The 22935-nt window shown below is 65.9% G+C and carries 21 protein-coding genes; 17 read left to right on the forward strand and 4 right to left on the reverse strand.

Annotated features, from left to right (window positions below):
* Positions 1-162: 162 nt before the first annotated feature.
* The 3 genes from QMK22_RS05525 to mmsB all read left to right on the forward strand — a co-directional run bounded on the left by QMK22_RS05525 (position 163) and on the right by mmsB (position 4062).
* Positions 163-2127 (forward strand): M13 family metallopeptidase, encoded by a 1965-nt coding sequence (locus QMK22_RS05525; RefSeq protein WP_283496623.1) that lies wholly within the window; start codon positions 163-165, stop codon positions 2125-2127.
* A complete protein-coding gene (locus tag QMK22_RS05530; protein WP_283496624.1) occupies positions 2127-3098 on the forward strand; it encodes a serine hydrolase in 972 nt (323 codons plus the stop codon). The genes QMK22_RS05525 and QMK22_RS05530 overlap by 1 nt, the downstream gene beginning before the upstream one ends.
* A gap of 70 nt (positions 3099-3168) precedes the next feature.
* Positions 3169-4062, forward strand: a complete 894-nt coding sequence (gene mmsB / locus QMK22_RS05535; RefSeq protein ID WP_283496625.1) for a 3-hydroxyisobutyrate dehydrogenase — start codon at positions 3169-3171, stop codon at positions 4060-4062.
* 245 nt (positions 4063-4307) lie between these two features.
* On the opposite strand, the gene QMK22_RS05540 is transcribed toward mmsB, so the two are convergent.
* From QMK22_RS05540 to QMK22_RS05550, 3 genes are read right to left on the reverse strand one after another with little or no spacing between them, the layout of a single operon-like run.
* Positions 4308-5519 carry a hypothetical protein gene (locus QMK22_RS05540; protein ID WP_283496626.1) on the reverse strand — a complete coding sequence of 404 codons (1212 nt, stop codon included), beginning with the start codon at positions 5517-5519 and terminating at the stop codon, positions 4308-4310.
* Between the two features lie 60 nt (positions 5520-5579).
* Positions 5580-5810, reverse strand: coding sequence for a YbdD/YjiX family protein (locus tag QMK22_RS05545; protein WP_283496627.1), 231 nt, complete (start codon positions 5808-5810; stop codon positions 5580-5582).
* Positions 5810-8095, reverse strand: coding sequence for a carbon starvation CstA family protein (locus tag QMK22_RS05550; RefSeq protein WP_283496628.1), 2286 nt, complete (start codon positions 8093-8095; stop codon positions 5810-5812). The genes QMK22_RS05545 and QMK22_RS05550 overlap by 1 nt, the downstream gene beginning before the upstream one ends.
* A gap of 174 nt (positions 8096-8269) precedes the next feature.
* Here QMK22_RS05550 and QMK22_RS05555 point away from each other — a divergent pair, with 174 nt between their 5' ends.
* Together QMK22_RS05555 and QMK22_RS05560 are read left to right on the forward strand one after the other, a co-directional pair.
* On the forward strand, positions 8270-9655 hold the full coding sequence (locus QMK22_RS05555; protein ID WP_283496629.1) for a glycine--tRNA ligase: 1386 nt from the start codon (positions 8270-8272) through the stop codon (positions 9653-9655).
* Between the two features lie 46 nt (positions 9656-9701).
* Positions 9702-10787 (forward strand): zinc-binding dehydrogenase, encoded by a 1086-nt coding sequence (locus tag QMK22_RS05560; protein ID WP_283496630.1) that lies wholly within the window; start codon positions 9702-9704, stop codon positions 10785-10787.
* A gap of 99 nt (positions 10788-10886) precedes the next feature.
* Here QMK22_RS05560 and QMK22_RS05565 read toward each other — a convergent pair whose 3' ends face one another.
* Entirely contained in the window at positions 10887-12263 is a 1377-nt protein-coding gene (locus QMK22_RS05565) for a glutamyl-tRNA reductase (protein WP_283496631.1), read from the reverse strand.
* A 71-nt stretch (positions 12264-12334) separates the two neighbouring features.
* Here QMK22_RS05565 and hemE point away from each other — a divergent pair, with 71 nt between their 5' ends.
* From hemE to QMK22_RS05625, 12 genes are all read left to right on the forward strand, one after another.
* Positions 12335-13477 (forward strand): uroporphyrinogen decarboxylase, encoded by a 1143-nt coding sequence (hemE, locus tag QMK22_RS05570; RefSeq protein ID WP_283496805.1) that lies wholly within the window; start codon positions 12335-12337, stop codon positions 13475-13477.
* An 11-nt stretch (positions 13478-13488) separates the two neighbouring features.
* On the forward strand, positions 13489-15045 hold the full coding sequence (locus QMK22_RS05575) for a protoporphyrinogen/coproporphyrinogen oxidase (protein ID WP_283496632.1): 1557 nt from the start codon (positions 13489-13491) through the stop codon (positions 15043-15045).
* Between the two features lie 116 nt (positions 15046-15161).
* Positions 15162-15578: a YtxH domain-containing protein gene (locus QMK22_RS05580; RefSeq protein ID WP_283496633.1), complete on the forward strand. Its 417-nt coding sequence runs from the start codon at positions 15162-15164 to the stop codon at positions 15576-15578.
* Between the two features lie 91 nt (positions 15579-15669).
* The gene (locus tag QMK22_RS05585) at positions 15670-16089 is read left to right on the forward strand and encodes a phage holin family protein (RefSeq protein ID WP_283496634.1); all 420 of its coding nucleotides are present in this window, start codon (positions 15670-15672) and stop codon (positions 16087-16089) included.
* Positions 16076-16366, forward strand: a complete 291-nt coding sequence (locus QMK22_RS05590) for a hypothetical protein (protein WP_283496635.1) — start codon at positions 16076-16078, stop codon at positions 16364-16366. Before QMK22_RS05585 ends, QMK22_RS05590 begins: the two co-directional genes overlap by 14 nt.
* A gap of 82 nt (positions 16367-16448) precedes the next feature.
* The gene (gene hemQ / locus QMK22_RS05595) at positions 16449-17201 is read left to right on the forward strand and encodes a hydrogen peroxide-dependent heme synthase (RefSeq protein ID WP_283496636.1); all 753 of its coding nucleotides are present in this window, start codon (positions 16449-16451) and stop codon (positions 17199-17201) included.
* Positions 17201-18295, forward strand: coding sequence for a ferrochelatase (locus QMK22_RS05600; protein WP_283496637.1), 1095 nt, complete (start codon positions 17201-17203; stop codon positions 18293-18295). Before hemQ ends, QMK22_RS05600 begins: the two co-directional genes overlap by 1 nt.
* Positions 18292-19245, forward strand: coding sequence for a hydroxymethylbilane synthase (hemC, locus tag QMK22_RS05605; protein WP_283496638.1), 954 nt, complete (start codon positions 18292-18294; stop codon positions 19243-19245). The genes QMK22_RS05600 and hemC overlap by 4 nt, the downstream gene beginning before the upstream one ends.
* A 4-nt stretch (positions 19246-19249) precedes the next feature.
* A complete protein-coding gene (locus QMK22_RS05610; RefSeq protein ID WP_283496639.1) occupies positions 19250-20038 on the forward strand; it encodes a uroporphyrinogen-III synthase in 789 nt (262 codons plus the stop codon).
* An 81-nt stretch (positions 20039-20119) separates the two neighbouring features.
* Positions 20120-21103 (forward strand): porphobilinogen synthase, encoded by a 984-nt coding sequence (hemB, locus tag QMK22_RS05615; RefSeq protein WP_283496640.1) that lies wholly within the window; start codon positions 20120-20122, stop codon positions 21101-21103.
* The gene (hemL, locus tag QMK22_RS05620) at positions 21100-22473 is read left to right on the forward strand and encodes a glutamate-1-semialdehyde 2,1-aminomutase (RefSeq protein ID WP_283496641.1); all 1374 of its coding nucleotides are present in this window, start codon (positions 21100-21102) and stop codon (positions 22471-22473) included. The genes hemB and hemL overlap by 4 nt, the downstream gene beginning before the upstream one ends.
* Before the next feature lie 103 nt (positions 22474-22576).
* Positions 22577-22927: a hypothetical protein gene (locus QMK22_RS05625; protein ID WP_283496642.1), complete on the forward strand. Its 351-nt coding sequence runs from the start codon at positions 22577-22579 to the stop codon at positions 22925-22927.
* The last annotated feature ends 8 nt before the right edge of the window (positions 22928-22935 follow it).

Consider the following 22935-nt stretch of genomic DNA (forward strand, 5'->3'; position numbering starts at 1 on the left):
AAACTAAGGGAATGTTATTGCCCGAATAGGGCAAATGGGCGTTCGGGTGCGCCCCAGAAGGGGGGCAGAATGTCGAGTCTAGCGATGGCTCCGTGGGCACCGCGGACACCGCTGAGCGGCTTCACTCGGCCAGCTGTCACCCCGCCCGGATAGGCTGAAGACATGACTGAGCTGGCTACTGCATCCGGAATCAACCAGGCCGAACTCGACCCGGAGGTACGGCCGCAAAACGACCTCTTTCGGCACGTGAACGGCAAGTGGATCGCGCGCAGCGAGATCCCCGCCGACAAGGCGCGTTGGGGCTCCTTCATGATGCTCGCCGAAGACGCCGAGAAGGCCGTGCGCGAAATCATCATCGAGGCGCAGACCGCTCCGAAGGGCAGTCTCGAGCGCAAGTTCGGCGACCTCTACACGAGCTTTCTCGACGAAGAACGCATCGAAGCACTCGGCGCCACGCCGCTGGTCAGCGACCTCGCTGCGGTCGACGCGGTCACCACCATCTCCGAACTGCTCTCGACCCTCGGCCGGCTCGAACGCGGCGGCGTGGCGGGAGCCTTCCACCTCTACGTCGACAACGACCCGGGAAACCCCGAGCGCTACCTGGTCTTCATCGCGCAGGGCGGCATCGGCTTGCCCGACGAGTCGTACTACCGCGAAGAAAAGTTCGCCGAGATTCGTACGAAATACCAAGAATTTCTTGAGCGGATGTTCACCCTCGCCGGTTTCGCCGACGCCGCCGAACGTGCCGGGCGGGTATTTGCCCTTGAAACCGAACTCGCCGCGCACCACTGGGACAAAGTCGCTACCCGCGACAGCGAGAAAACCTACAACCTGCGCACCTGGGGTCAGGTATCGGCGCTCGCCGCTGGCGCCGACGTCGACCTCTGGCTGGAGGGCCTCGACGCCCCGGCCGGCGCCTTCGAAGAGGTCGTCGTGCGCGAGCCGAGCTTCATCGCCGGGCTCGCCGAGACCCTGACCGATGACCGCCTGGAATCATGGCAGGACTGGCTGCGCTGGCAGGTCATCCGCTCGAGTGCCGCCTACCTGTCGGGTGAATTCGTGGAGGCGAACTTCGACTTCTACGGTCGTACCCTGAGCGGAACCCCGCAGCTGCGCGACCGCTGGAAGCGCGGTGTCTCACTCGTGGAGGGTGCCCTCGGCGAGGCCGTCGGACGTATCTACGTGGATCGCCACTTCAAGCCGAGCGCCAAGGCGAGCATGGACGTGCTCGTGGCCAACCTCGTCACCGCCTACGAAAACAGCATCAGCACCCTCGACTGGATGACCGAGGAGACCCGCGGCCGCGCCCTCGAAAAGCTGAGCAAATTCACGCCCAAGATCGGCTACCCGGTGAAATGGCGCGATTACTCGAGCCTCGAGATCACCGCCGACGACCTCATCAGCAACGTCAAGGCCGCGGGCGAGTTCGAGTTTCAGCGCGAGCTCGGCAAGATCGGCAAGCCGCTCGATCGTGACGAGTGGTTCATGACCCCGCAGACCATCAACGCCTACTACAACCCCGGATTCAACGAGATCGTTTTTCCGGCCGCCATTTTGCAGTTTCCGTTCTTCGACGAGAGCCGCGATCCGGCCGCCAACTACGGCGCGATCGGCGCGGTCATCGGCCACGAGATCGGCCACGGGTTCGACGACCAGGGCTCGAAGTACGACGGCGACGGCCGTCTCATTGACTGGTGGACCGCCGAAGACAAGGCTGCATTCGAGCTGCGCACGACCGCGCTCATCGAGCAGTTCGACGGCCTCGAGCCCCGGGCCATTCCGGGTCACACCGTCAATGGTGCCCTCACCATCGGCGAGAACATCGGCGACCTCGGCGGCCTCTCCATCGCCTGGAAGGCGTACGTGCTTTCGCTGAACGGCGAAGAAAGCCCGGTCATCGACGGACTCACCGGCGCGGAACGCTTCTTCCTCTCCTGGGCCCAGGCCTGGCAAATGAAGCTGCGCGACGCTGAGGCCATCCGCTTGCTGGCTATCGACCCGCACTCGCCGAACGAGTTTCGCTGCAACCAGATCGTCAGCAACATTCCCGCGTTCTATGAGGCGTTTCAGGTGAGCGAAGCGGATGCCCTCTGGCTCGCCCCCGAGAAACGCGTCACCATTTGGTGATGGCCGTTCCCAGTCGCGATGCCGAGGGCGCGGGCGGTCAGCATGCCGGCGTGAACCCGGCGTCCAGCGCAGCGGATGCCGGCGGCGGTGCCCGCTCCCGGCACGCCGCCGCGCCCGCTGGCAAACATCGCACCTCGAATTCTCCCGAAAGCTTCGCCCGCGGTTTTGCAGCCCTGGGCGAGCTCGCTCTGGGCGGAGTGCAGGTCTCGGCCCGGGCGACCGATCTCGCAACCGGGCGGGTGCTGTTTTCGGTCGACGACCACGTGTCGATGCCGACGGCGAGCATCGGCAAGGTGCTGCTTCTCATCGAGGTGGCAGCGCGCTTGAACGACGCCGAATTCGGCCTGGCCACGATGCTCGAGCGCACCCCGCTGGACGCCGTGACCGACTCGGGCGTGTGGCAGCACCTGCAGGTGGCGCGACTCGGCGTCGCCGACCTCGCTGCGCTGGTCGGCGCGACGAGTGACAACCTCGCAACGAACGTGCTCATTCGCGCCGTGGGGTTGCACTCGGTGCGCACCCGCACGGAGCAGCTGGGACTCAGCCGAACCGCGCTGCTCGATCTGGTGCGCGATCAGCGCGGCCCGGATGATGCACCACAGCTGTCGGTCGGCAGTGCCAAAGAGCTCACCTGGTTGTTCACGGCATTGGCCCGCGGTGAGATTGTCGATGCCGCCACCAGCGCGCGGGTGATCGGTTGGCTCTCGCTCAACACCGACCTGTCGCTCGTGGCCAGCGCGTTCGGGCTGGATCCGCTCGCGCACCGCGAAAGCGACCACGGTCTGCTCATGGTCAACAAGACCGGGGCGACCACCGGCGTGCGCAGCGAGGTGGGTATTCTTCGCGGTCCGCGGGCCGGCGTGACGTACGCCGTCTCGATGTGCTTCGATGACACCGAGCTCATGACCCGACTCGCAGTGCTCGACGGGATGCGCGCGGTCGGCGCCGATTTGCTGGAGTACGTGCACTAGCCCAGCCAAGTTGTGCCATCGTGGAGTTGTCGGGCAGAGACGCCCGCCACCTACGCGAAGGAGCTATGCCATGGCGGTCATCGGATGGATTGGGCTGGGCCACATGGGCGGCCCCATGACGGCGAATCTGGTGAAGGCCGGGCACAGTGTGCGCGGCTTCGACCTCAACACCGAAGCCCTCGACGCGGCGGTGGCTGCGGGCGTCACACGCCAGACGAGCATCGCCGACGCGGTGGCCGGTGCCGACGTGGTCTTCACCATGCTGCCCAAAGGCGAGCACGCCCGCGCGGTGTACTTCGGCGACGAGGGTGTGCTGGCCAACGCCGACACCAAGACTCTGCTGGTGGACTCCTCGACCATCGATATTGAATCTGCTCAGGCGTTGCACGATGCCGCCGCCGGGGCCGGCTTTCGCTTTGTCGATGCCCCGGTCTCGGGCGGCATCACCGGTGCCGAGGCCGGCACGCTCACCTTCATGATCGGCGGTGCAGCGGATGCCGTCGCCGAAGCCACCACATTCATTGAGCCGATGGCCGCGAATATCATTCCCACCGGTGGGGCCACGACCGGCCAGGCCGCGAAGATCTGCAACAATCTCATGCTGTTCATTAACCTTGCGGCGACCTCGGAAGGCGCTGTTTTGGCCGATCGGCTGGGACTGGACCCGCAGGTGTTCTGGAATATCGCATCCGTTTCCTCGGGGGATAGCTGGGCGCTGCGCACCTGGTATCCCATTGCCGGAGTGGTGCCGTCTGCGGCCGTGAACCGGGATTTTGCGCCGACCTTCACGGCCGAGCTGGCCAATAAGGACATGGGCCTCGCGGTTGCTGCCGCTGCCGCCACCGACACACCGCTGGAGATCGGGCAGCACGTGCAGCAACTGTTCCAGCGCCTGATCGACCACGGCCAGGGCGGCAAGGACTGCTCGATGATCGTGCAACTGGTCGACGGCACCCTGGAGTAGGGTCGCGCGCCGCCGAGGGTCTCGCATCCTGGTCCTCGGAGCCAACTGGATGCCGGTGGTTTACGGCGCCGTCAGCTTCGTGCTCACCTTCGCCCTCTATTCGAACACTTGATGTCAGATTCCAGAGCAACAAGCGGCCGAATCCTGATGACCAAGGCCTAAGCCGCCGCCGAGCCGTGAGTTCCGGGTCGATTCGAACGATTCAACGGCGAGAAATTCACGGCTCGGTGCCACAAACTCACGGCTCAGGGGTACCCGATAAACCAGAGCAGCACGATGGCCGCCGGCTGCAGGACGATACCCGCGCCGAGCAGGGTACGGCGCAGCGTCTTCGACCGGGCGATGGCCGGGTCACCGAGCAGGGGCGCGAGCGGCATCAGCAGTCGCAGCAAGCTCTGCTGCGGCAGAAACACCGCCACCAGGTAGAGTCCGTAGCTCGCGGAGTAGGCCACGATCTCCGGTCGAAGCGGATGCAGCGACCGCCGCGACAACCACCACCCAAATCCGTCCGCAAGGATCAGGATCAGCAGGATTCCGGCCAGACCGAGATACTTTCCCGCCATCAGAAACCACGGCGTGAGCGGCACGAACTCCACCCGGCCGACAAAGCCGGTCCACCACGACAACTCGGTCTGCAGGTAGGCGTCGTGTACTCCGGTGACGGCACCGGCCACGAGCGGCCAGGCCAGCCCGACCGCGGCAATGGTGAGCCCGGCGACCACGACGGCCCAGCGCTCCCGCCACGCGAACCGGCTACCCTCGCGCCAGCGCACGACCAGCATGATGGCCAGGGCCAGTGACAGTGCGAGCACACCGGGGCGGGTGAACGCCGCCAGAACGGCAAACGGAATCATGAGTAGGTAGCGCCGAGCCATCATCAGACCAAGGCTCGCGAAGATCAAAAACAGATACAGGCTCTCGGCGTAGGCCACCTGCAGAATGAACGACAGCGGCCCGAAGCAGAACAGGGCCACCGCCCACAATGCCGAGCTGGCTCCGACGCGCGGCGCGAGGAGGCGGTGCAACATCAGAGCGGCCAGGGCTCCGAACAGAGTCGCCACGAGTACCCCGGCAACGTAGAAGTCCAGGCCGGTCACCGCCACGATGCCGCGCGTCAGCCACGGAAAAAACGGGAGAAAAGCCCAGGCATTCGGTTCGATGTTGCCGGCGGCATCCGTTGGCAACTCGGCGGGGTAGCCCTGCAGCGCAATCTGGCGGTAGAAGGAGCTATCCCACGAGCCCGAAAAGGTGAAGAAGCTCGGGTCCGTGCGGTAACTCGCAAATGTCCAGCCCGCGCGAGTGGCGACGGCGAAGACGGCGCCGAGCAGGGCCGTGGTGAGTACCCGAGAGGCGGCCCAGATCAGCAGTACTTGACCCCACGGTGGCAGGCTGCTGAACAGTGCGCTGAGCCGCAAAAGGAGCGCGCGCGGGCGCTGTGCTACACCCCCGCTCGTCATCACACCAGAATAGCGTGGCCCTGTTTTGACCACACGGCATAGCTCGATCAGATCACACGTCTAGCAGCAGCGACTCTGCGGGTTCTTGTCCTGGCGGTCGGTCTGGTCGCGCCAGAACTCCCGCTCGGTCATGATCGGATGAGCCGGATCGGGCTCGCAGCTCGCGTGGTGCTCCACGTATTTCTCGTAGGCGTCTTCGCCCATGAGGGCACGAGTCCACCAGACAACGCGACGGGTGCCGGCACGAAGGCCGAGGCGCAACCGCGTTCCGATGCCCACCGAGGTAGGCATCAGTGCCCGGTCCGCTTCGGGCGTTTGGCGGCCGGCACGGCATCCCACTGGGCCTGAATGACCTTCTCGGACGGGGTCATCATCAACCCGGCCGGGGCGAAGAGCTGCGACTGCACGGCGTCATCTTCATTCGTGGCATTCGAGTGGGTGCGGTAGGCATGAATGGTGGCCTGAATCGTGGTGATGATCACGACGATGGTCAGCACCACGAACACGATCGACAGCACCCCCTGAACCATCGTGTTGCGCACAACGGCCTCCATGGCAACGACCGATGGAGCGGTGCCGAAGCTAGTCTGCCCGTCGGCGAGGGCCGCGGCAAACGCCCGGTTCTGTGCGAAGTAGCCGATGCCCGGAACGGTCGAGAAGATCTTCAGGAACGAGGCGTAGATGGTGATGACGGATGCGAAACCAAGCGGGAGTGCGACCACCCAGATGTACTTGAATAGCCCGCGCCGGGCGATGATCGCCATGGCGACCGCGAGGGCGATCGCTGCGAGCAACTGGTTGGCGATACCGAAGAGCGGGAACAGGGTGTTGATGCCGCCGAGTGGATCGGTCACTCCCATGAGCAGCACGGCTCCCCACGCCGCGACCATGATCGCGGTGGCCGCCCAGGCACCTGGGCGCCACGAGGTGTTCTTGAACTTCGGAAAGAAGTTGCCGAGGCTGTCCTGCATCATGAAGCGCGCAACGCGGGTGCCGGCATCCACTGCGGTGAGGATGAAGAGCGCCTCAAACATGATGGCGAAGTGATACCAGAAACTCATCATGGCCGGACCGCCAACGAGTTGCTGCATGATGTGTGCCAGACCGACGGCGAGGGTCGGTGCGCCTCCGGTACGCGAAACAATGGATGCTTCACCCACGTCCTTCGCCGTCTGCGCGAGCAGGTCGATATTCACGTTGACGCCGGTCATGCCCAGACCGTTCACGAAGGCGACGGCGCCCTCGATGGTTCCGCCGGTGAGGGCAGCGGGGGAGTTCATAGCAAAGTACAGGCCGCGGTCAATCGACAGCGCCGCGACGAGGGCCATGATGGCGACGAAGGATTCCATCAACATGCCGCCGTAGCCGATGAAGCGGGTCTGGCGCTCCTTCTGAATGAGCTTCGGCGTGGTGCCCGAGGCGATCAGCGCGTGAAACCCGCTGAGGGCGCCGCAGGCGATCGTGACGAACAGAAACGGGAAAAGGTTTCCGCTGACGACCGGGCCGGCACCATTCGTGGCGAATTCGCTCACGGCCGGGGCGGTGATCTCCGGACGAATGATGATGATCGCAACGGCAAGCATGCCAATGGTGCCGATCTTCATGAAGGTCGAGAGGTAGTCGCGTGGCGCGAGCAGCAACCAGACCGGGAGGATCGCGGCGATGAAACCATAAATGATGATTGCCCAGGCGATGGTGACCTTGTCGAGGGTGAAGAGGGCCGTGCCCCACTCGGTGCCGGCCACGGCGCCGCCGCCGATGATGGCGGCGAGCAGCAGCACGAAACCGATGATGGAGATTTCGGTGATCTTGCCGGGTCGGAAGTACCTCAGGTAGCAGCCCATGAACAGGGCGATCGGAATAGTCATCCCGACCGAGAAGACACCCCACGGGCTTTCCGCCAGTGCGTTGGTGACCACGAGGGCCAGAATGGCCACGATGATGACCATGATCACGAGGGTGGCGATCAGGGCGGCGGTGCCACCGATCAGACCGAGTTCGTCGCGTGCCATCTGGCCGAGGGAGCGACCGCCGCGGCGCATCGAGAAGTACAGCACCAGATAATCCTGCACTGCACCGGCGAAGACGACTCCGACGATGATCCAGATCGTTCCGGGCAAAAAGCCCATCTGGGCGGCCAGGATCGGTCCAACGAGGGGGCCGGCGCCAGCGATCGCAGCGAAGTGATGGCCGAACAGCACGCGACGGTCGGTCGCCGCAAAGTCCTTACCGTCGGCCTTGTACTCGGCCGGGGTGGCGCGACGGTCGTCGGGCTTGAGCAGGTGCTTTTCAATGTAGTTCGAGTAGAACCGGTAGCCGATGAGGTAGGTGCAGATAGCCGCGAAGACGAACCAGATGGCGTTGACGGTTTCGCCGCGCACCACGGCAAGCATCACCCAGCTGAGCCCGCCGAGCAGGGAAATCACGCCCCAGATGACGATCTTTAGCGGCGTCCACTTGCGGTCGTGGGCCTCGATCTCTTCGGGGTCCACGGCCACCGCCAGATCGTGGGGAATCCGTTGCAGAGCCCCCGGTTCCTTTGAAATGCCCCTGCTCGTACTGGACGTAGCGCCCATGTCTCCCCCTAGAGAATCTGGCTGGTGATAGAAAACCGCATGCTTACGTTACCCCCAGAAAGTGCCGCACGCGGAGCCTCATAGACGACGGGGATATTTCACCCGATAGGAGCGCGTAAAATGGAACCTTCGGGCACTCGCCCGCATTCTGCGCCTTCGACCATTGGAGCCACCGTGGCCGCACCCACCCATCTTGATGCCGTTATCGCCCTCGCCCGCCACCGCGGTTTTGTTTTTCAGGCCGGTGAGATCTACGGCGGTTCACGTTCCGCCTGGGACTACGGGCCCCTCGGCGTCGAGCTCAAGGAAAACATCAAGAAGCAGTGGTGGCGTTCCATGGTCACGAGCCGCGACGATGTCGTCGGCCTAGACTCTTCCGTGATTCTGCCTCGCCAGGTTTGGGAGGCATCCGGTCACGTCGAGGTGTTCAGCGACCCGCTGATCGAGTGCACGAGCTGTCACAAGCGTTTTCGCGCCGACCACCTCGAAGAGCAGTATGAGGAGAAGAAGGGCCGTGCGCCCGAGAACGGCCTCGACGACATCGCCTGCCCCAACTGTGGCAACCGTCACATCTGGACCGAGCCGCGCGCATTCTCCGGACTGCTGAAGACCTACCTCGGCCCGGTCGATGACGAGGCCGGCATGCACTACCTGCGCCCCGAAACCGCGCAGGGTATCTTCGTGAACTTCGCCAACGTGCTGCAGGCGTCGCGTTCCAAGCCGCCGTTCGGCATCGGCCAGATCGGCAAGAGCTTTCGCAACGAGATCACACCGGGAAACTTCATCTTTCGCACCCGCGAGTTCGAGCAGATGGAGATGGAATTCTTCGTTGAGCCCGGCACCGATGAAACCTGGCACCAGTACTGGATCGACACGCGCATGAAGTGGTACACCGACCTCGGCATCAACCCCGAGAACCTGCGCCTGTTCGAGCACCCGGCGGAGAAGCTCTCGCACTATTCCAAGCGCACCGTCGACATCGAGTACCGCTTCGGCTTCACCGGCACCGAGTTCGGTGAGCTCGAAGGCGTGGCGAACCGCGGTGACTTCGACCTGTCGACGCACGCCAAGGCATCCGGCAAGGATCTGTCGTACTTCGACCAGACCAAGAACGAACGTTGGACGCCCTGGGTGATCGAGCCCGCTGCCGGCCTGACTCGCTCCCTCATGGCCTTTTTGGTCGATGCTTACGTTGAAGAAGAGGTTCCCAATGCCAAGGGCGGCGTTGACAAGCGCACCGTGCTCAAGCTGGACCCGCGCCTGGCGCCGGTGAAGGCTGCGATTCTGCCGCTCTCGCGCAACGAGAAGTTGTCGCCGATGGCGCGCGAGCTCGCCGCGAACCTGCGCCAGCTGTGGAACGTCGATTTCGACGATGCTGGTGCGATCGGGCGTCGGTATCGCCGCCAGGACGAGATCGGCACGCCGTACTGCATCACGGTGGACTTCGACTCGCTCGACGACCAGGCCGTCACCGTGCGTGACCGCGACACCATGGCACAGGAGCGCGTGCCGCTCACCGAGCTTGAGGCCTACCTCGCGGTGCGCCTGCGCGGCGCGTAGCCGATATTAAACGGATGCCCGGGCATCCGTCGTGCAGACTGAGACCATGCAAGCGGTCTATTTTGAAGAGTTCGGTGTTCTTCCAGTGCTGCGCGAGGTGCCCGAGCCGCTGCTGAGCGCCGCCGGCGTGATCGTGCGGGTGGAAGCGACCGGCCTGTGCCGCAGCGACTGGCACGGGTGGGTGGGCCACGACGCCGACATCGCCCTTCCTCACGTGCCGGGGCACGAACTGGTCGGCGTGATCGACGAGGTCGGGCCGCTCGTGCGCCGATATCGGGTGGGGCAGCGGGTGACCGTGCCGTTCGTGTGTGCGTGCGGCGAGTGCCCGGAGTGTGACAGTGGCAACGGCCAGGTCTGCCGCAACCAGACCCAGCCCGGCTTCACCCACTGGGGGTCTTACGCCGAGCGAGTTGCGCTGCACAACGCCGACGTGAACCTCATCGCTATTCCCGATGGCCTCGATGCCGGCGCGGCCGCGCTGCTCGGCTGCCGGTTTGCGACCTCCTATCGCGGGCTCGTGCACCAGGCCGGCCTGCAGAATGGCGAAACCCTGGTGGTCGTGGGCTGCGGTGGAGTCGGCCTGAGTGCGGTCATGATCGGACGAGCCCTGGGCGCCACGGTCATCGCCGTCGATATCAGTGCCGCTGCGCTCGACGCGGCGACCCGCGTCGGTGCTGCCCACACGGTGAACTCGGCCGGCCTCGAGGACGCCGAGGTGGTGCGGCGCATTGTCGCGCTCACGCCCGACGGTTCCGGAGCGCAGGTGAGTCTTGAGGCGTTGGGTCGGGAGAGCACGGTGGCCATCGGCATCCGCTCTCTGGCCACGCGCGGGCGACACCTGCAGATCGGCCTGCTGGCCGATGATCCGCGACTGCCGCTCGGCAGGGTGATCGCGCGCGAACTGACCGTGCTCGGCAGTCACGGGATGCCCGCCCACGACTACCCGGGCTTGCTCGACCTCGTGCTGAGCGCACGGCTGCGCCCGAATGAGCTGATCAGCCGGCGAATCACGCTGGCAGAGGCGCCCAAAGCGCTCGCCGCGATGGGCGCAGCCAGCCCGCCTGCCGGGGTGACCCTGATCGAGGTCGCTCACCGCTCTCAATTTCACGAGATGCCACGTTCGGCCCCATGAGACTCGCCCAAGGGGCCGAAGTTGGCATCTCGCGCGGAAAGACTGCCGCGTCGTGGCCCGGCGATCGTTTCAGCCCCGTCAAGAAACTGCTCGCGAAAGCTAGGAGGCGATCGAGCCGTTATCTGAATCGGTATCCGCTGCACTCACGGCCGGCAGGGTGACGTCGATGCCGAACAGGGCGTCGAGACCGGTGAGATAGGCGTCTTGCTCGCCGGCGCGGGCGAGCTCCCGGGCGCGCACCATGGGAGTGTGCAGCAGCACACCGGCCAAGTGTCGCAGAGCCGACTCGGTGGCTTCGCTCGAGTCGCCCCGGCTGCGCGCCCGAGCGATTTCGGCATCGCGCAACTCGAAAACGTAGCTGCGCAGAGCTACCACGGCCGGGGTGAGGCTCTGCTCTTCGGCCACGACAGAGAATTTACGAGCGGCTTTACCCACGATCTCGCGCGCCTCGGTCGTGGCATTGAGCTCTTCGAGCGGGGCGTGGATGCTGATGGTTTCCAGATCGAGCAGCTCAACGCCGGGCACCGTCGTCACGTCGGGTGCCACGTTGCGAGGCAGCCCGAGGTCGATAATGAGCTGTGGTGGCGCCGCGGGGCCGGCATCGGCCGGGCAGAGGCGGGCCGGGGCCTCAGCGGTGGCACCGGCAATGGCAAACGGGTCGAGACTAATCTCGGCGCGACCGCGGGTGATCAGGGCCGCGTCAATAACGTGGTCATCGCGCAGGGTGCAGGTGACGACGACGTCGGCGCGGGCCACCTCGGCGGCAAAATCGGTAAGGGGAACGGCCTCGATGTCGTGTGAAGCGGCGAATCCGACGGCGCGACCGGACGGCGAAAACACGCGCACATCCTCGGCTCCGCGGTCGCGCAGGGCGGCCAGGGAGGCGCCGGCGTAACGGCCGGTGCCGACCAGAAGCACGCGAGCGCTGGACCAGTCGCTGACCCGGCTTTCGGCCAGTTCGAGGGCGAGTCGCACGATCGAGCGACCGGCCGAACCGATGCCGGTGCGGTTTTTGACACCGCGTGAGGTCTGCGAAGCCCGCTGAAACAAACGCTCAAGTTCGGGGCTCGTGGTGCCGTCGGCGCGAGCCTGCTCGAGCGCACGGCGCACCTGCCCGGCGATTTCGACCTCGCCGACGACAACGGATTCCAGGCCACTCGTCACGGCGAACAGGTGCTCGGCGACGCCATTGCCGTGCACGAGGGTGAGATTGTCGCGCAGAACGTCAGCGTCGAGACCGCTGCTCGCGCTCACCGCCGCAATCGCGACGTACACGGCGGGCAATGGCGACACCCCGTACGGTTCGTCCAGGTCGAGGTAGGCCTCAAATCGGTTGCAGGTCGCAACCACAACGGCGCCGCTGAGCGGTCCGTGTTGCTCCACCATGCGGATGGCTGACGAGCCTCCGCCCACAGACAATTTCTCCAGCACATCAAAGGTGGAGTTCTTGTGGCTGGCGGACAAAAGAATGAGCACTAACCGATTCTACGACTTCTTGCTGTACGCTCCGGTCGCCGCTGTCAGGGATGTTTGAGAGAATGAGCGAGATGATCCTCGACGCGCACCATCCACTTTCCTCCGGCCTCACCGCTGACTCCCGCCTGATCCAGGCCTACCAGGGCACGCGGCCCGCCGTGACCCCGGTGTGGTTCATGCGCCAGGCCGGGCGATCACTACCCGAATACCGGGAACTACGCGTGGGTACACGCATGCTCGACGTGTGCCTCGACCCGGAACTGGCGAGCGAAATCTCATTGCAGCCGGTGCGGCGCCACAACGTCGACGCCGGAATTTTCTTCAGCGATATCGTCGTTCCGCTCAAACTGGTCGGGGTCGACGTGTCGATTGTGGCCGGAAAGGGCCCCGTTCTCGGCAAGGCAGTGCGCACGAGCGCGGATGTCGACGAGCTCACCGCCCTCGACCCCGCTCTGCTCGATGACGCCCTGGCGCCGATCAGTGCAGCGGTGGCCCTCGCGGTGGCTCAGCTCGGATCGACCCCGCTCATCGGCTTTGCCGGTGCGCCCTTCACCCTGGCCGCATATCTGGTCGAAGGCGGTCCGTCCAAGGACCACATTCACGCCCGCACGCTCATGCACGCCGAACCGGAGGCCTGGGCCAAGCTCATGGCCTGGACCGCTGACGTCACCGGCCGATTCCTTCGTGCGCAGGTGTTGGCCGGTGCCAGCGCTGCCCAGCTCTTCGACTCGTGGGCCGGAGCCCTCTCGCTGGCAGACTATGCGGCATCCGTCGCCCCCGCTTCGGCCGCGGCGATCGCCCATGTGCGCGACCTGACCTACACCGTGCCGGCATCGAACGGTGCCGGTGCCACGGCCGATGCCGAGACGGTTGACCGCAACGTGCCGATCGTGCACTTCGGCGTCGGTACCGGCGAACTGCTGAAAGAGATGCACAACATCGGCGCCGACGTCGTGGGCGTCGACTACCGGGTGCCCCTCGATGAGGCCAACCGCCGCCTCGGCGGAGCCGTTCCGGTGCAGGGCAACGTTGACCCGGCCCTGCTGGCCGCTCCCTGGCCGGTACTCGAAGCCCACGTGCGCGACGTGCTCGAACGCGGACGCAGCGCGCCCTCGCACGTGCTCAACCTCGGCCACGGCGTTCCACCCGACACCGACCCCGACGTGCTCACCCGTCTCGTCGGCCTCGTGCACGACGTGAGCGCCGGCGAGTAGGAACCGGCGTCATGATCGATGTGCTCGTCATCGGCGGCGGGGTGGCCGGCTTGGTCGCGGCTCGCGAATGCGCCCAGGTGGGACTGAACGTCACCATCATTGAGAGCACGGATGCCGTCGGCGGCCCGGTTGCCGGCCACATTCTCGACGGTCTCGCCCTCGACAGCGGTGCGGAGAGCTTCGCCGTGCGCGGCGGTACCGTCGCCGCCTTCATCGAGGATCTCGGCCTCACCGATCAGGTCGTCGCGCCCAACGTCGCCGGCGCCTGGCTGCACCTGCCCGCCCTCACAACGAAATCCGTGTCCCGTTCCCGCGCGAAGAAAATCGCCGCAGGCGTGTCCCTCCCCGCACCGTCAGCGGATGCCTCGGTCAGCGTTCCGCTGCCCAAGGCCGGCGTTCTCGGCATTCCCGGTTCACCGCTCGCCGACGATGTGCGCCGCGTTATCGGCTGGAAGGGGGCGCTCCGCGCCTACGTCGACCGGCTCATGCCCGTACTCACGATCGGCCGGGAGCACAGCCTCGGCGACCTCGTGAAGAAGCGCATGGGCCAGCGCGTACTCGATCGTCTGGTCGAGCCCGTCGCCTCCGGCGTCTACACGACGAGCGCCGTCGACCTCGAAATCGACGTCGTCGCCCCCGGACTCAACCGTGCCCTCACCACCGCAGGTTCGCTCTCCGGCGCCGTCTCGGCGTTGCGTTCGGGCGCGCCGGCCGGCTCGAACGTTGGCGGTCTCCTCGGCGGCATGGCCAGCCTGCCCGCCGCGCTCGTGAGCGCACTCGAGCGCCACGACGTGGCTATTCTCACCGGTACCACGGCCGAGACCCTGGCCCGTTCCGGCACCGAGGATGCGCCCACCTGGGACGTCACCGTCACCCGCCCCGCGGATGACGAGGTGGCCGAGCCGGAAGACACCACGGAAACGCTCACCGCCCGCTTCGTGATCATTGCCACCCAGGGCGCACAGGCCCTGCGGCTGGTCAATCCGCTCGGCGACGAGTTTGACGCTCTCGCCGAGCTGGACTGGCCGGCTCCGACCGCCGTCACGCTCACCACCCTCGTGCTCGACGCGCCCGCCCTCGACGCGCACCCGCGCGGTACCGGTCTGCTCGTCTCCATAGACGCCCCCGATGTCACCGCGAAGGCGCTCACCCACGTCACCGCGAAATGGGCCTGGGTTGCCGACGCGGCCGGCTCCGGCCGGCACGTCGTGCGATTGAGCTACGGTCGGGCCGGTCAGCCCAACCCGACCGACGACCTCAGCGACGTCGAACTGCAGGCGCTCGCCCTGCATGACGCGTCTGTACTGCTCGGAGTGCCGCTGCCGGCCCGCTCGGTGCGCGCCTTCGCCCGCACCGAGTGGCGTGATGCCCTGTCGCCGGCCACCCTCGGGGCGCCCGAACGTGCCCAGCACGTGCGCGAGGCCGTCGCAGCGACGCCCGGACTGGAGATCACCGGCGCCTGGCTGGCCGGAACCGGTCTCGCCTCGGTTATTCCGCACGCCCTGGAGGCCGGCGACCGCATCCGGCACGCCGCCCTCGGCCTCGCCATCACACCGCCGGATCTCTAGCTGAAACTGTGCGCTTCCTGTATTGATACGTGCGGTGTCAGACTTGCCGGGCACCACCCGAGACCGAAACGGCGAACCGGGTTACTCTGGGGAGACCTTACGAAAGTGGAGACTCAATGCGCGGAAAGCTTCTGTTCATCACGGGCGGACTCGTCGGCTATGTGCTCGGTGCACGTGCCGGTCGCAAACGTTACGACCAGATCGCTGCCGCGGCAAATGATCTCTGGAATGCCAAACCAGTGCAGCGCCGGGTGACCGAGGTGCGCGACGCCGCCCTCGAGCTGGTCGGCGATGTTCCCGTCACCCTGTTCAAGGCTGGCAAGAGTGCCGTCACGAAGGCCGCCGCCAAAAAGAAGCAGGCCGCGAGCCCGGCCCCGTCTACGGCTTCCGCGAAAGCCAGCGGCACCACGAGCGCCACCGCCGCTGCGAAGCCCAAGCCCAAGGCTGCGCCCAAGCCTGCGCCCAAGGCCAAGCCGAGTGCCGCCGCTGATTCTTCCACCGATGCTTCCGCTGGGGATTCTCCCGCGAAGTAGGCGAGGCAATCGGTCGCGCAACCGGCGGCGCATTTGCTCGTAGAATTCAGAAACCTGAAACACCGACACCCGAACCTAGGGAAGGCAATCCGTGACTAGCAGTGGATTCAACCCCAAGAGCAAACGCCCGTTGCTCGCCCTGATTGGGGAACTACCCGGCCAGATCAGTGGCCTTGTTAAAGCCGAACTTGATGCCTTCAAGGCCGAGTTCGCCGCCAAGGCGAAGAATTTCGGGGTCGGTGCCGCCATGTTCGTCGTGGCCGGCGTTTTCGCGTTCTTTGCGACCGGGGTGCTCGTGGCCCTCGCCGTGATTGCGCTGGACCTCGTGCTGCCGCTTTGGCTGGCCACCCTCATCGTGGCGGTCGCGCTACTGCTCATCGCCGTCATCCTCGTATTGATCGGCGTCAACCGGGTGAAGGCGGCCACGAAACCCGACCCCGAGGGTATACACGCGAGTATTCGCCACGACGTCGATGCATTCAAGGGAGTTGGCGAATATGACCACAAATAGCCCCGCAGTCAGCACCTCAAGCGAGAAGCGCGGTATTACCGAACTGCGCGCCGAAGCGCGGCTCCAGCGCGCAGAGCTCGCCTCGACGCTCGACGCGATCGAGTACAAGTTCAACCTGCCCAAGCAGTTTCGCATCAAGCGGCGTCGCCTGACCCACGCCCTGCGGCAGCTCGGCGAAGACAACCCGGTCGCCCTCGTCGGGATTGCGTTCGGCGCGGCGACCGTCGTGGGTGTCATCGTCTGGTTCGGTGCTTCCGCTGTGGTCAAGAACCGCTAGTTGCCCGGCCGTGTGCCCGGCTGGTTCCCAGAAAGCGCGCGCTCCTTTTGGTGCCGGGACCAATACAGAGCAAACTAGACCCATGACTCACCCGGCTGCCGGAGAGGCAGTAACCAGCGTTCAGCCCACCACCCCCACCGATTCCGAGGCACTTGCGCCTTCTCCGGAAGGTTTCACCCTCTTTACCGTTCTACGACGAGATCCGCACAACCCCGACGATCTCGACGGCAGCGATGTGCCGCACGCCGTGAACGAGCTCGACGACGTGGTGGCCCTCATCGAGGCCGAGGGCGTCACCGTGCGCGGCTTCTACGACGTCTCCGGCCTCAAGGCCGACGCCGATGTCATGATCTGGACCCACGCGCCGATCGCCGAGAACCTGCAGTGGGCCAACCGCGAGCTGCGCCGCAGCCGCCTGCTCAAGAGCCTGCTGCCAACCTGGAACGCCATGGGCGTGCACCGCGACGCCGAATTCAACAAAAGCCATGTGCCCGGCTTTCTGCGCGGCGTCGAACCGAAGGCGTGGCTCACCGTGTACCCCTTCGTGCGCAGCTACGAATGGTATTTGCTGCCCGACGAGGACCGCAGCCGGATGCTCGCCGACCACGGCCGCAAGGGTGCTGCGTACCGCGGAGCCATCGCCAACACCGTCTCGGCCTTCGCCCTCGGCGACTACGAATGGCTGCTGCCGATCGAGAGCGACGAACTCACCGAGCTCGTCGACTTGATGCGCGGCCTGCGCGACACCGAAGCTCGCCGTCACGTGCGCGAAGAGATCCCCTTCTTCACCGGGCGTCGCATTGGTACCGCCGAACTCGTCGAGGTTTTGCAGTAATGGCGCAGTACGACGCCGTTCTATTGGCCGGCTTCGGCGGTCCCGAGGGCCAGGACGACGTCATTCCGTTCCTGCGCAACGTGACCGGTGGCCGCGGCATCCCCGAGGAACGTCTCGAAGTCGTCGCCAAGCATTACCGCCACTACGGTGGCGTCAGCCCGATCAACGACCAGAATCGCGTGTTGCAGGCCGCCCTGCAGGCCGAGATCGACCGCCGCGGCATCGATTTGAAGGTGCTCTGGGGCAACCGCAACTGGGCGCCCTATCTCTCGGACACGATCGCCCAGGCGCACGCCGACGGGCAGGATCGACTACTCGCCATCGCCACGAGTGCGTACAGCTCCTACTCGGGTTGCCGTCAGTACCGCGAGGACTTTGCCGCGGCGCTGACCAAGAACGACCTCGAGGGCGTCGTGACCATCGACAAGGTGCGCCAGTTCTTCGACCACCCCGGTTTCGTCACGCCGTTCGTAACCGGTGTGCGCACCGGTCTCGCGGAGGTCGCGGCCGCCCTCCCGGGCATCAACCTCGACACCGAGGTGGAAGTTTTGTTCTCCACCCACTCGATTCCCATGACCGACGCGAATAAGAGCGGCCCGACCGAACGTGGTTTCGGCGAGGGGGGCGCCTACGCGGCACAGCACCTCGCGGTGGCGCAGAAGGTCATGGCGGGGATCGACACCCCCTGGCAGCTCGTCTACCAGTCCCGCAGCGGCCCACCCAGCATGCCGTGGCTTGAACCCGACATCAACGATGCGATCGCCCTGGTGCCGGCCCGCGGCATCCGTGCCGTTGTCATCGTGCCGCTCGGTTTCGTCAGCGACCACATGGAGGTCATGTGGGATCTCGACAATGAGGCACTCGACAGCTGTGCGGAGCACGACCTGTTCGCCGTGCGCGTGCCTACCCCCGGGGTCTCGCCGGACTTTGTCAACGGACTCGTCGACCTCGTCGTTGAGCGCCTCGAGGACACCCCGGTGGAAGATCGCCCGGCCGAAACCACCCTTGGCCCCTGGTACGACGTGTGTCGTCCCGGTTGCTGCGAAAATGTGCGCCTCGGCTTCAAGCCGGCCGTGGCGGGAATGGCACCATGACCGTAATTCGCGTGGGAACGCGCGCGAGCGCCCTGGCGCTGGCGCAGACCCAGACCATCGTTAACCGCATTGCGGCATCCGCCGGTGTCGAGGTCGAGGTCGTGCGCGTCACCACGCACGGCGACACCTCGACCGAGTCGCTCGCGAGCCTCGGCGGCACCGGTGTGTTCGCGAGCGCGTTGCGCGAGGCCCTCCTGAATGACGAGTGCGACGTCATCGTGCACTCGTTCAAGGACCTGCCGACCGAGGCCTATCCCGGCCTGCGCATCGGCGCCACACCGAAGAGAGCGGATGCCCGCGACGTGCTCTGCGCACGCGCCGGCTTCACCCTGGATACCCTGCCAGAGGGTGCTCGCGTCGGAACCGGCTCGCCCCGCCGGGTCGCCCAGCTGCTTGAACGTCGTCCCGACCTGACCGTCGTGGATATTCGCGGCAACATCGACACCCGCGTGGGGCGTGTGGCCGATGGCGATCTCGACGCCGTCGTGCTTGCCGCGGCCGGCCTGGGCCGTCTTGGTCGTCTCGACTCCGTCGCGACCGACTTTCTTGACCTGTCCGCCTGGCCGACCGCTCCCGGACAGGGTGCGCTGGCCATCGAGGTGCGCGACGGAAAGCCGGATCGCCTGCTCGGTGTTGCACTTTCCGCCATGAACCACTCGACCACGCAGGCGACAACCACCGCCGAACGCAGCGTACTGGCTCGCCTCGAGGCTGGCTGCGCCGCACCGATTGGTGCAACGGCGGTCGTTGACGACGGGCTTCTTTTTCTGACAGCGACCGTGTACAGCCCGGATGGTTCCCGCAAGGTCACCAGTTCGCACGCGGCGACACCCGATTCCCACTCCGCACTCCACCTCACCGAAGCCGCGCTCGACGTGGCCGAACGAGTGTCCATTGATCTCCTGGCCGGTGGCGCGGCCGAGTTCGCTCCCCTGAAAGTGACTGAGTGACCACGTGACCAATTCACTGACCAAGCCCCTCGCGGGCTGGCGAGTTCTCGTACCGCGCGGCGGACCCTGGGGCGACCAGGTTGCAGCAAATTTGCGGGCCAAGGGCGCACAGCCCATCGTTGCTCCGATGATTAACTTCGCCGCAACCGATGATGCCCCGGCTCTCGACGCGGCGCTGACCCGCCTTGCGGCCGGTGACTTCGACTGGATGACCATCACGAGCGCCACGACCGTCGACGTTTTGTCGTCGCACCGTGCTGTTATCGCGCCCGGAACACGCATCGCAGCGGTCGGTGAAACCACCGCGGCGGCCCTCGTTGCAGCCGGCTACCGAGTGGATATCGTGCCCTCCGAAGACAATTCCGCGCGCGGCCTGCTCGAGGAGTGGGAAACCGCCACGGCCGGTGTCATCCCCTTGCGCGTGCTGACCCTGCGCAGCGAGATCGCCAAACCCCTCCTCACCGAGGGGCTGCGTCGGGTCGGCCACGACGTGGAATCCGTCGTCGCCTACCGCACGATCGGTGTTCCGGTCAGTGACCAGGTCGTCGCCGACGTCAAGGCTGGCCTCGTGCACGCCGTGCTCGTCACGAGCGGAAGCGTCGCGCGTCAGGTGCGGGAACAGTTCGGTGATATTCCCGAACGCACCCTGGTGGCGTGCATCGGCCCGCAGACGGCCAGAGACTCCCGGGCGCTCGGACTGCGCGTTGACGTCATCGCCGACGAGCGCAGCGCCGAGTCTCTCATCGATGCCCTCGTCGACACCGCGCTGGACGGAACGGCACCGGCGTCCTGAACCGATCACCGACCGGACACACGGCCGGATAGGTAACGGCAGGATAACGAAACGTACAGCCGGGCGGCGTAGGGTGAAGGGGTGACCAACCCCGTAATCCGCCCACGCCGTCTGCGCGCCAGCCGTGCCCTTCGTCGTCTGGCCAGCGAAATCCGTGTTCACCCGGCCGAACTCGTTTTGCCTATGTTCGTGCGCGAAGGTGATGACACCCGCGAGATCAGTTCGATGCCCGGTGTCGTCCAGCACAGCATTGACAGTGCTCGCCGTGCCGTCGTTGCGGCGGCCGAAGCCGGCGTCGGCGGAGTCATGCTGTTCGGCGTTCCGTCCCACCGCGATGCGACGGGAACCGGTGCGACCGACCCCAACGGCATTCTCAACCTGGCCACCCGTGCCCTGGTCGACGAAATCGGTGACGCGCTCGTCGTGCAGACCGACCTGTGCCTCGACGAATTCACCGATCATGGGCACTGCGGCGTGCTCGCGGCCGATGGCCACGTCGCCAACGATGCCACTCTGGACCGCTACCGCGACATGGCCCTGGCCCAGGCAACGGCCGGTTCCGCGCTGCTCGGCCTCTCGGGCATGATGGACGGCCAGGTCGCCGCGGTGCGCGAGACCCTCGATGCCAACGGGTTCGAAGACACCGCGGTGCTCGCCTACTCGGCGAAGTACGCTTCCGCCTTCTACGGCCCCTTTCGTGAAGCCGTTGCTTCCACCCTGGTCGGCGATCGTCGAACCTACCAGCTCGACCCGGCCAACCGCCGCGAGGGCGTGCGCGAAGCCGAGCTCGACATCGCCGAAGGCGCTGACATCGTCATGGTCAAGCCGGCCGGCAGCTACCTGGACGTGCTCGCCGAGGTTGCCGCGATGAGTAGTATTCCGGTTTGGGCATATCAAGTCTCCGGTGAATACGCCATGATCGAGGCGGCCGCCGCGCAGGGCTGGATCGACCGCCGCCGCGCCGTCGAAGAATCGGTCTTGAGCATCCGCCGGGCCGGCGCCGATGCCGTACTCACTTATTGGGCCGTTGAACTGGCCACCTGGCTCAAGGAGGAGCAAGCATGACCGACACGATTGCGACGTCAGTCGAAGCCGCGGTTACCCACAATGACGAACTGTTCGACCGTGCCCGGCGCGTGATTCCCGGCGGGGTCAACTCGCCCGTGCGCGCCTTCGGCTCCGTGGGCGGCACCCCGCTCTTTCTCGTGAAGGCCGCGGGCGCCTACGTCACCGATTCCGACGGCCGCGAGTACGTCGACCTCGTCAACTCGTGGGGCCCGGCCATTCTCGGCCACGCACACCCCGAAGTCATCAAGGCGGTGCAGGATGCCGCCGCGCTCGGGCTGTCCTTTGGTGCTTCGACACCGGCCGAGACCGAGCTCGCCGAACTCGTCGCCGATCGGGTCGGTGCGGTAGAAAAGCTGCGCCTGGTTTCCACCGGTACCGAAGCGACCATGACCGCTATTCGCCTCGCGCGCGGCTTCACCGGTCGCGACCTGCTGATCAAGTTCGCCGGGCACTATCACGGTCACTCCGACGGGCTGCTCGCGCAGGCCGGTTCCGGCCTCGCCACGCTCGCCCTGCCCGGTTCGGCCGGTGTCACCGCGGCGACCGCCGCGCAGACGCTCGTGCTGCCCTACAACGACCTTGACGCCGTGCGGGCAGCGTTCGAGGCGCACCCGGGTCGTATCGCCGCGATCATCACAGAGGCGGCCGCCGCCAACATGGGCGTCGTCGCCCCGGACGCCGGATTCAACGCGGCGTTGTCGGCAATCGCGCACGCCAACGGCGCGCTGCTTATTCTCGATGAAGTGCTCACTGGTTTTCGGGTGAGCCGCTCCGGTTTTTGGGGCCTCGAGACCAGCAGCCTCGAGTCTGCGGGCGAGGAGTTCTACACGCCCGACCTGCTCACCTTCGGCAAGATCATCGGCGGCGGTCTGCCCGTGGCGGCGCTCGGCGGCCGGGCCGACGTGATGGATGCGCTGGCACCGACCGGCCCGGTTTACCAGGCCGGTACCCTGTCGGGAAACCCGGTTGCCGTCGCGGCCGGAATCGCGACGCTCAATCTGCTCGATGAGAGCATCTACGACCGGCTCAATGCGACCGCCACCATCCTCTCTGAGGCGGTCTCCGCATCCCTGGCTGCCGAGGGAGTCGCGCATCGCGTGCAGCGGGCCGGCAACTTGTTCAGCTTCGTGTTCGGCGAGGAAGCGCAGGCTTCGGCTCCGCGCACCTACGCCGAAGTGCAGCGGCAGGAGGCGTTTCGGTACGCACCGTTCTTTCACGCCATGCTCGATGGCGGCGTATCGCTACCGCCGAGCGTGTTCGAGTCGTGGTTCGTCTCCGACGCGCACGATGAGAGCGCCATCGGGCGCATCTTCGAGGCGTTGCCGGCCGCGGCCAAGGCAGCGGCCGCGGCGGCTCCTCAGAGCTGATTCCGGCGCATCCGCTTGGATTGGAGAGATCCTCCGCTGGGACGTTACTGCTTTGTGAGGTTCAGACAAGGGCTTTTCGGCCGGAACCGGGCAGACTGGAACAATGGCTTCCCTGAGTGTGCATCCCGACCGGCTCGAGATCCACTTGACGCGCACAGAACGCACCCTCGGGCTGCGACGGGATTCGATTGTTGTGCAGCGGGAAAATATTCGTTCGGTGACGATCACGGAGGACCCGTGGATCTGGCTGCGCGGAATTCGCGCACCGGGGTCGATGATTCCGTTGGTTCTGGCCGCCGGCACCTGGAAGTTTCACGGCGGTAAGGACTTCGTCTCGATCAAGCGCCATCGTCCCGCCGTGGTGATCGACCTCGTTGATGAAGAATTCGCCCGAGTGATTCTCACCAGTTCGCACGCAACCGATTTGATCGACTCGCTCAAGCTGCCGCTCTAGCTTCGACC

The sequence above is a fragment of the Cryobacterium sp. PH29-G1 genome, from assembly GCF_030063365.1.
Taxonomy (GTDB): domain Bacteria; phylum Actinomycetota; class Actinomycetes; order Actinomycetales; family Microbacteriaceae; genus Cryobacterium.